This is a genomic window from uncultured Xanthomarina sp. (assembly GCF_963971605.1).
Classification (GTDB): domain Bacteria; phylum Bacteroidota; class Bacteroidia; order Flavobacteriales; family Flavobacteriaceae; genus Xanthomarina; species Xanthomarina gelatinilytica.
This window is the reverse complement of the sequence record NZ_CAXATZ010000060.1, coordinates 1-7,720: the sequence shown is the minus strand read 5'-3', so window position 1 is coordinate 7,720 and position 7,720 is coordinate 1. Positions and strand designations below refer to the sequence as shown.

7 protein-coding genes, 1 other RNA gene and 1 pseudogene are annotated in these 7,720 nt (G+C 35.3%); 5 read left to right on the top strand and 4 right to left on the bottom strand.

Going from position 1 to position 7,720, the window contains the following annotated elements:
- Positions 1-504 (top strand): annotated as a pseudogene (glyA, locus tag AACY93_RS13450) (serine hydroxymethyltransferase); the annotation flags it as partial.
- Positions 505-651: 147 nt separating this feature from the next.
- On the opposite strand, the gene AACY93_RS13445 reads toward glyA, so the two are convergent.
- The 3 genes from AACY93_RS13445 to AACY93_RS13435 all read right to left on the bottom strand — a co-directional run bounded on the left by AACY93_RS13445 (position 652) and on the right by AACY93_RS13435 (position 3,711).
- The gene (locus tag AACY93_RS13445) at positions 652-2,199 is read right to left on the bottom strand and encodes a hypothetical protein (protein ID WP_287005586.1); all 1,548 of its coding nucleotides are present in this window, start codon (positions 2,197-2,199) and stop codon (positions 652-654) included.
- 85 nt (positions 2,200-2,284) lie between these two features.
- The gene (locus tag AACY93_RS13440; protein WP_287005585.1) at positions 2,285-2,674 is read right to left on the bottom strand and encodes a thioesterase family protein; all 390 of its coding nucleotides are present in this window, start codon (positions 2,672-2,674) and stop codon (positions 2,285-2,287) included.
- A 2-nt stretch (positions 2,675-2,676) separates the two neighbouring features.
- Positions 2,677-3,711, bottom strand: coding sequence for a glutaminyl-peptide cyclotransferase (locus AACY93_RS13435; protein WP_287005583.1), 1,035 nt, complete (start codon positions 3,709-3,711; stop codon positions 2,677-2,679).
- Between the two features lie 89 nt (positions 3,712-3,800).
- Here AACY93_RS13435 and ffs point away from each other — a divergent pair.
- From ffs to fsa, 3 genes are all read left to right on the top strand, one after another.
- Positions 3,801-3,899, top strand: an RNA gene (ffs, locus tag AACY93_RS13430) — signal recognition particle sRNA small type.
- A 167-nt stretch (positions 3,900-4,066) separates the two neighbouring features.
- Complete coding sequence (locus AACY93_RS13425; RefSeq protein ID WP_287005581.1) at positions 4,067-4,870, top strand: SDR family oxidoreductase; 804 nt, start codon at positions 4,067-4,069, stop codon at positions 4,868-4,870.
- Between the two features lie 72 nt (positions 4,871-4,942).
- Positions 4,943-5,596: a fructose-6-phosphate aldolase gene (gene fsa / locus AACY93_RS13420; RefSeq protein ID WP_007651006.1), complete on the top strand. Its 654-nt coding sequence runs from the start codon at positions 4,943-4,945 to the stop codon at positions 5,594-5,596.
- 64 nt (positions 5,597-5,660) lie between these two features.
- Here the strand turns inward: fsa and AACY93_RS13415 are convergent, their stop codons facing one another.
- A complete protein-coding gene (locus AACY93_RS13415; RefSeq protein WP_287005580.1) occupies positions 5,661-7,085 on the bottom strand; it encodes a hypothetical protein in 1,425 nt (474 codons plus the stop codon).
- A 248-nt stretch (positions 7,086-7,333) separates the two neighbouring features.
- Between AACY93_RS13415 and AACY93_RS13410 the strand changes: the two genes are divergently transcribed.
- On the top strand, positions 7,334-7,720 hold a 387-nt coding region (locus AACY93_RS13410), incomplete at its 3' end, for an ATP-binding cassette domain-containing protein (RefSeq protein WP_287005578.1).

The following is a 7,720-nucleotide window of genomic DNA, read 5'->3' as shown; positions in this document are numbered from 1 at the left end:
CTATTGGATTCTGCAGTATTCCCTGGAAACCAAGGTGGCCCATTGGAGCATATTATTGCTGCCAAAGCCATTGCTTTTGGTGAGGCTTTAACAGATGAGTTCATGCTCTACATGCTACAGGTTAAGAAAAATGCTCAAGCCATGGCCAAAGCCTTTGTAGAAAGAGGTTACCATATTATTTCCGGAGGAACAGACAATCACATGATGCTTATAGATTTAAGAAACAAGAACCTTACTGGAAAAGACGCAGAGCAGGCTTTGGTAAAAGCAGATATTACGGTTAATAAAAACATGGTTCCCTTTGATGATAAATCGCCATTTGTAACCTCTGGTATTAGAATTGGAACACCTGCCATTACAACCCGAGGTTTGAAAGAGAATGACATGGAAGGGATTGTGGCTTTGGTTGATGAAGCCTTAATGAATTACCAAGACGAAGACAAACTGGAAACTATAGCTAGAAAAGTAAATGCCTTGATGAGCGATTTGCCTTTGTTTGCTTAAGCTGAAAACTTCTATATAAAATGAAAATCCCGTTTTAAAACGGGATTTTTTTATGAACGAATTAATCTTTTTGAACGAAAGTCAGGAATCTTTTAAATTGTAATCCCTATTCAACAGATTGCTTCGTGGCTCGCAATGACAACAGGTTTAAAAATCTTCATGCTGATAAGCTCCTGCATCTGGCGAAGCTATTCTGGGTTTACCCAAAATATCGTTAGGTACCTGTCCTGCAAAAACTGGATCTCCAATACCATTTGCAGCAGAGTCATTGCCTATAATCAACTCGTTTTCATTAGCTTCTTTAAAGTCTGGGCTCTGATTGAAAATATTGCTTTCGTAATGAGGTCCGTTTAAGTTATAATTTTCACCGGTAAAGTTTCCGTTGGTATCTTCAAACCTCAACAAACAATTGGTAAATTTAAAATTAAAGACCACAGCAGGATCTTCTATTTCATCCAAAATAAATTCTGGGTTATCGTTTCCATAAATGATACAGTTATTGAAATTGGCTTCGGTTAAATCTGTGATATATCTTGTATCTTCGGTATCAAAAAAGTTGTTTATCAATAACGCTGGAAATTGTCTAAAACTATTGTTCCAGTAATTGGCAATCGTGCAATGTGTTAAGTTGTATTTCCCACCGTAAGTGGCAGCAAAACTGCTTTGACCAGCATTGTTAATTACAAGATTTTCACCAAGGATGGAGGTGTTTCTACCCAAAATGCCAAAATTGCTGGAGTTGTAAATTTGCGAATTGGTCAGGGTCAATTTGTTATTTATGGCATCTGGATTTCCTTCAGATAAGATACCCACTGCCGCATTTTTAATGGTTGCATGATTGATGATGTTATTGACACTGCCATCAAACAACCATATGGTTCCCCATTGTCCCGGAACATCGGAAAATGCAGGCTCCAATCTGTCGCCTTCAAAAATCACTTCGTTTTCCATGAGTTCCTGGTCGGAACTTAAATCGCCATTGACATGCAAACTAGCGCCTTCAGCAACCAAGAGTCCTGAATTGGCATGAAAATGCACACGAGCTCCTGCTTCAACAGTCAATGTTTGGTTGTTGGGCACAGCAGCATACCCATAAACAACATAAGGTTTTTGATTTGTAAAAGTAAGTTCGGCAGGTTCCAGGTAACGTCCTTGAATCTCAGTTTCAACGACCTCTCCACCAATATTTAAGGTCAAGGTTTCAACAACTCCAGTGGTATTGTCTTTATCTGGATAAATAAACACAGCATCTTTTACCAAGGTAACCAGTTCAACAGATTGGAAATTGGCACCCGAATCGAACTCTATTTTATCTGTATATAAGAATTCGCCATTGGTATTAGGTAAATTGTTAATATCGATAGTTGTTTCAATAAACACATACATGCTGTCTTTAGCAAGAATCTCTACATTTTCGAATGCTTTTCCAGGCATGCCATCCACATTCAATCGGTATTCTGAAGCTTCGCCCAAAGCCAAACGAATGGAAGGGATGCTAATATCGTTACTACTCCTGTTATACACTTTCAGGTTATAGGTACTTGAACCAATGTTTGTAAAAACAGTATCTAAATAAACCGTGTCTTTTGAAAATTCCAGATTTCCGGAACTTGGTCCAAAATCCAGATCTTTTCTACAAGAGTTAGTAGTAATTATTAAGCTTAAACAAATAATAAGATAAAAGACTTGCTTCATTTTTAATGATCATTTAATAATTGTGAATCATGTACTTGGTAAAAATATAACTTTTGAATTGATGATATAGTATGAAAGTTGTTTTTTACTGAAATATTTTTGAAATCCCTTCTGGAAGCCTATTGGGTTTCATGGTGTTTGAATTCATAAAGCACCATGTCGTTTCAGACTTGGCAAGTAGTTTGTTGGTGTTGTTGTTTGTTATTTCCACAACCCTTACGGAAGTGACTCCTTCAGCTTTGGTAACATATGTTTTAAGTTTTATAACATCGTTTAAAAGGGCTGGATGTTTATATTCTATAAGATGGGATAACATGATCCAAAAGTAGGTTTCCCTGATTTTGTGGGTTGTAGCTGCTGTCCAGTGGTTTTTGGCAATCTCTTGAACCCATTGCACATATCGCACATTGTTTACATGGTTCAATTCGTCTAGATCGTCTTGTGTTACCTTTAATAGGCTTTCGTAAGTTTGCAAAACTAATTTTCTATAATTTCAACTTCAAAAAGTTTGTCCCAACGTTTTCCTGTAATAAAAAAGGTTTTGGTTTCCAGATTGTAGGCAATGCCATTAAGCACATCCAGTTTTGGGTGTTGTGTGACTTTTTTCCTTAAAGGTGTAAAATCTATCACACCTTCCACAGCGCCATTTTCAGGATTTATAATGGCAACTCCATTTTTATTATATCGGTTGGCGTAAATTTTACCATCTACCCACTCCAATTCGTTTAGTTCCACCACTTTCCCCTTGTTATGATAGGCTTGAACAAAGTTTTCTTCTGCTAAGGTTTCTGGGTCCAAAGTCCATATTTTTTCGGTTCCATCACTTTTGTAAAGTTTTCTCCCATCGTTACAAATCCCCCAACCTTCTCTACTGTTGCCGTATTTAAAGCTTCCGGTTCTTTCAAAGGTTTCAACATCATACACAAAACCAGTGCCTCTTTTCCAGGTAAGCTGATAGATCTTGTTGTTTAGGATGGTAAGCCCTTCACCAAAATATTCGTCTGCCAAATCTATATTCTTTAAAACCTCACCTGTTTTATAATCCACTTTTCTAAGTTTGGATTCCCTGTATTGTCCTGTACTTTCATAAAGTTCACCATTATAAAATTCCAAACCTTGTGTATAAGAGGTGATATCGTGAGGGTACTCATTAATGATTTTATAGGAATATACTTTTGGGGTTTTATTGTTTAATATGGTAATGCTTTGGGTAATGGTTTCGGTATCTCCAGCCAAATCCAGGGTTGCTTCCACCAAATGCTCTCCCAACCTAAAGGATTTTAAATCGACCTGTTGAGATACAGGTTTCCCATCTATGGTATATTTTACTGAGGAAATCTCATGGTTTTTAGGGTTGGAAATGTCCAGTTCTAAAGTTTTATCTATGGAAATTGCTTGTCCATCGGTATTGGTTTTAATGGAAATGTCCATTTTTTTCTGGGCAGAATTACTGCCACAAGACACCAAGAAAACAGCTAAAAATATGATAGTAAGAGGTTTAAAGATATTCATTTTTGTAATATAATTTTTTAGCAAGTTATTTATTAAAATTCAGTTTAAAAAATCATTGTGATAAATTTAAAAGATTGTATCTTTGCACGAGGCAAGTCCTACACAACCAGCTCCTGTTGAATCCTCCAGGGTGGGAACACAGCAAAGGTAGACGGTCGTAGCGGTGTGATGTAGGTAGCTTGCCTTTTTTTGTACACTACATTTAAGTCTTGAAAGCCTTGGCGATTCAAGATTTTTTTAGTTTAAACACCTTCCTTTGATATTGAAAAATCTGATGCAAATAGATTGTATCTCAACTTTAAAAGTCCCTATCATTATTTTTATTATTGTATTTTTGAAATTCTAAATTAAGAATATGTCTAAAGTTGTTTTGATAACTGGGGGTTCTTCTGGAATAGGTAAATCGGTTGGAGAGTTTTTAATCAGTAAAGGGTTTATAGTTTATGGCACTAGCAGGTCTCCTGAAAAATATCCTGCAAGTAAATTTCCAATAGTGGCTCTAGATGTTACGGATAATCAAACCATTACTCAGGCAGTTGGCGAAGTTTTATTAAAAGAAGCACGTATAGATGTTTTAATAAACAATGCAGGTGTTGGGATTACCGGTCCAATAGAAGAAATACCTGAGACAGAAATAAAAAACAATTTTGAAACCAACCTGTTTGGTCCCATCAATGTGATTAAAGCTGTGTTGCCAAGCATGAGAGCACAAGGTTCGGGATTGATTATCAATATTACATCCATTGCTGGATATATGGGCTTACCTTACCGTGGCATTTATAGTGCCAGCAAAGGTGCTTTGGAATTGGTAACAGAGGCTTTTAGGATGGAATTGAAAGACTTTAACATTCACATGACCAACGTGGCTCCTGGGGATTTTGCAACCAATATTGCATCTGGGCGTTATCATGCTCCTGTTTTGGAAAGTTCTCCTTACCACAAACCTTACGGAAACACCTTAAAATTGATGGATAGCCATGTAGATGCAGGAAAGGATCCATTACTGATGGCAAAAGCCATTTATAAGATTATAAACACCCCAAACCCTAAAATCCATTACAAGGTTGGTGAATTCATGCAAAAGTTTTCCGTTGTGTTAAAAAGAATCCTTCCAGACAAAGTTTATGAGAAATTACTGTTAAACCATTATAAATTGTAATTTTGCAATTTGATAATCCACAACTAAAACAAACCCATTTTCCTTACCAAAGGAATTAAAAAATTGATTTATATGAAATTCTTTATTGATACTGCAAATTTAGACCAGATTAGAGATGCCCAAGATTTAGGTGTTCTTGATGGTGTTACTACAAACCCATCTTTAATGGCAAAAGAAGGCATTACGGGTCATGATAATATTTTAAAACATTACGTAGACATTTGCAATATTGTTGATGGAGATGTAAGTGCTGAAGTTATATCAACAGATTTTGAAGGCATGGTTCGCGAAGGTGAGGCTTTGGCCGAATTGCACGAGCAGATTGTTATTAAATTACCTATGATTAAAGATGGTGTAAAAGCTTGTAAATACTTTAGCGACAAAGGTATTAAAACCAATGTTACCTTGGTTTTTTCTCCAGGACAAGCTTTATTGGCTGCCAAAGCAGGAGCGACCTATGTGTCTCCATTTATAGGCAGGTTGGACGATATTTCAACAGATGGCTTAAACTTGATAGCTGAAATTCGTCATATTTACGACAATTATGGTTTTGCAACAGAAATATTGGCTGCATCTGTTCGTCATACCATGCACATTATAGATTGTGCCAAACTGGGTGCAGATGTTATGACAGGCCCTTTAAGCGCCATTGAAGGTTTATTGAAACATCCTTTAACCGATAGTGGCTTGGCTAAATTCCTGGAAGACTACAAAAAAGGAAATTAATACTTATTGGAAGACACCAAACAAAACATACCTATTAAAGCCTTAACTGTTGTTGAGGCTTTTTTTATTGGTTTAATACACCTAAAAGTTCTTCTTCAAAATTAATGGAAAACATATTGGCATGAGCGTTTTCTATCAAGCCTTTTTTACCAACAATAATCACCTTGTTTATGGGATAAATGGCAAGGGCCTGTTTGGCTTCCGAAGGATTTTTGAACAAATATTCCTTAGGTGTTTCAAAGTTGTATTTTTTTAAGGTTTTTATCCATACATCCTTATTATCGTTATTGGCATTAATACCAATAAAAGTGATTTCCGGATACTTTAACTTTAATTCGTTCACTTTTTTATGGCATTCTTGGGCATGCATCATATTGGTCTGGGACCAGAAAAAGATAACGCAAGGCTTATTTCCTAAAACAAACCTTAAATTCAATTCGTTGTTAAATATATCAAACACCTTAACATCTGGCAATGGATTGCCTGGTTTTAAATCTTTTAAGGAACTTACAATCTTACTTACGTAATCCTTATGTCTGGCATTAGTACTCTTTGCTAGGAATGAATTTAAAATGGCATCATAATTATCCACATCCTTGTTATTGCTTACAAACTCTATGGCAGTACTTATTAAAAGAGAATTTTTTACATTGTCGTTGGTCATTAAACTATCAATCAAATCAAGTCTAATTAAATTGTAGTCCAACGATTGTTTACTAAAAACACTATCGTTTGAATGTTTAAAGTGTTCCGTTAGGGCCAAATTTTCAAAGTGGTGCTTTAAAAAAGAAGCGTATGGAAAATAACCAACCAACACAGAATCGTTATAGTTTATATGTTTTCTGTAATCGTAGAAATTATCCGATAAAGATTCAAAGTTTTTTCGTTCACTGTTAGCATAATTAACAAAAGGATATACTTCTTTACTTAAGTAATAATCGTAATTAATATTGGATTCTGCCAAATGGTTAAAAAGTTCTGAAGTACTTTGTTTGGTTATAAACTCACGAAGGTCGTTTAATTTAATTTCCCTAAGGGAGTCCAATTTAATTTCAAACTCTTCAGCAGGAAGTTGACTGAAGCTCAAGATTATTTTGTCTTCTGCTTCACCATTTAAAAATAAATTCACCAAATAATTATTTTTTTTGGCACCTTTTCCCGTAAAAACCAAAGACTCATCAAAATCCTTAGTGTTTAGCCTAAACATAATACTATCATTAGGTTCCAATAACACCATTTGAATTTCGCCTCCATGAGAAAAGGTATACAAGCCCGAAGAAAGGGTTTCCAATTTATATAAGAATCTATTATTGGCATCCAAGGTCATGGTGTCTATTACAGAATTCGCTTTAAGCAAAACCACATAGTTATTTGATGGATTAATAACTTCTCCACCAATATAAGCCGTATCCCCTTTGTCTTGTTTTGGGTCCTTTTCACAAGAAACCAGGGATAAAACACATAACATTACCACGCAAAAATACTTCATAAGGCTATTAATAAGGTCTTTAGCATAACTATAATCAACAAAAATATAAGTTGCTATCTATAAGTGTTGTTAATTCGTTGTTAAATATTAATAAGATCGCTTTTGTTTCTTGTTGTAGTAGGTTTTTTCTACTTTTGCAAAAATTACAGGAGATTTTATGTCAAGGAGTAAAATTCTATAATTTGCAAGTTCGCAAAGAGCTATTTGGAAAGTAATAATCATCTGAGTAAAAAAATAAATCATTTTATATGTTAACAGTTTCTAATTTATCTGTACAGTTTGGAAAACGTGTTCTTTTTGATGAAGTGAACACAACGTTTCATCAAGGTAATTGCTATGGAATTATAGGTGCCAATGGCGCAGGGAAATCTACCTTTTTAAAGATTCTAGCTGGAAAACAGGACCCTACGTCTGGTCATGTGCATTTAGAACCTGGAAAACGCATGTCTGTTTTGGAACAAGACCATAACCTATACGATGAGCATACGGTTTTGGAAACCATTATTATGGGCAATAAACCCTTGTTTAAACTAAAAACCGAAATAGATGCATTATATGCCGATTATACAGACGAAAACGCAGAAAAAATTGGGGAATTGCAAGTGCAGTTTGAAGAAATGAACGGCTGGAATGCA